Source organism: Aeromonas sp. S8(2024) (assembly GCF_041403085.1).
GTDB classification, from domain to species: Bacteria; Pseudomonadota; Gammaproteobacteria; order Enterobacterales; family Aeromonadaceae; genus Aeromonas; species Aeromonas dhakensis.
The window spans coordinates 1-523 of the sequence record NZ_JBGLRF010000026.1; the positions used below are offsets into that span (position 1 = coordinate 1).

Genomic DNA, 523 nt, shown 5'->3' on the forward strand with positions numbered 1-523 from the left:
CGACAACAGCAAGGTGCAGTACCTGGGCGAGGGCGAGACCAAGGTCGAGACCTTCACCGTGGCCTCGGTCGATGGCACCACTCATACCGTCACCATCACCATCACCGGCGTGAACGACAGCGCCGTTATTGGTGGTGTCGACAGCGGCAACGTGGTGGAAGACGAGACCAACCCGACTCTGACCGAGACCGGCACCCTGACCGTGTCCGACGTGGATGGCGCGGATGAAGCCAAGTTTGTGGCCGGCAACGGCACTCCGAGCGCGGGTGCGCTGGGTAGCCTCTCCATCACCGAAGGCGGCACCTGGACCTACAACGTCGACAACAGCAAGGTGCAGTACCTGGGCGAGGGTGAGACCAAGGTCGAGACCTTCACCGTGGCCTCGGTCGACGGCACTACCCATACCGTCACCATCACCATCACCGGCGTCAACGATGCCGCGGTGATCACCGGTACCGATACCGGTGGCGTGACCGAAGATGAGACCAACCCGATCCTGACCGAGACCGGCACCCTGACCGTG

General features: G+C 63.3%; 1 protein-coding gene. It reads left to right on the plus strand.

Features of this window, described 5'->3' with window-relative positions; translation table 11 throughout:
- On the plus strand, positions 1–523 hold a 523-nt coding region (locus ACB031_RS22765), incomplete at both ends, for a VCBS domain-containing protein (RefSeq protein ID WP_371140267.1).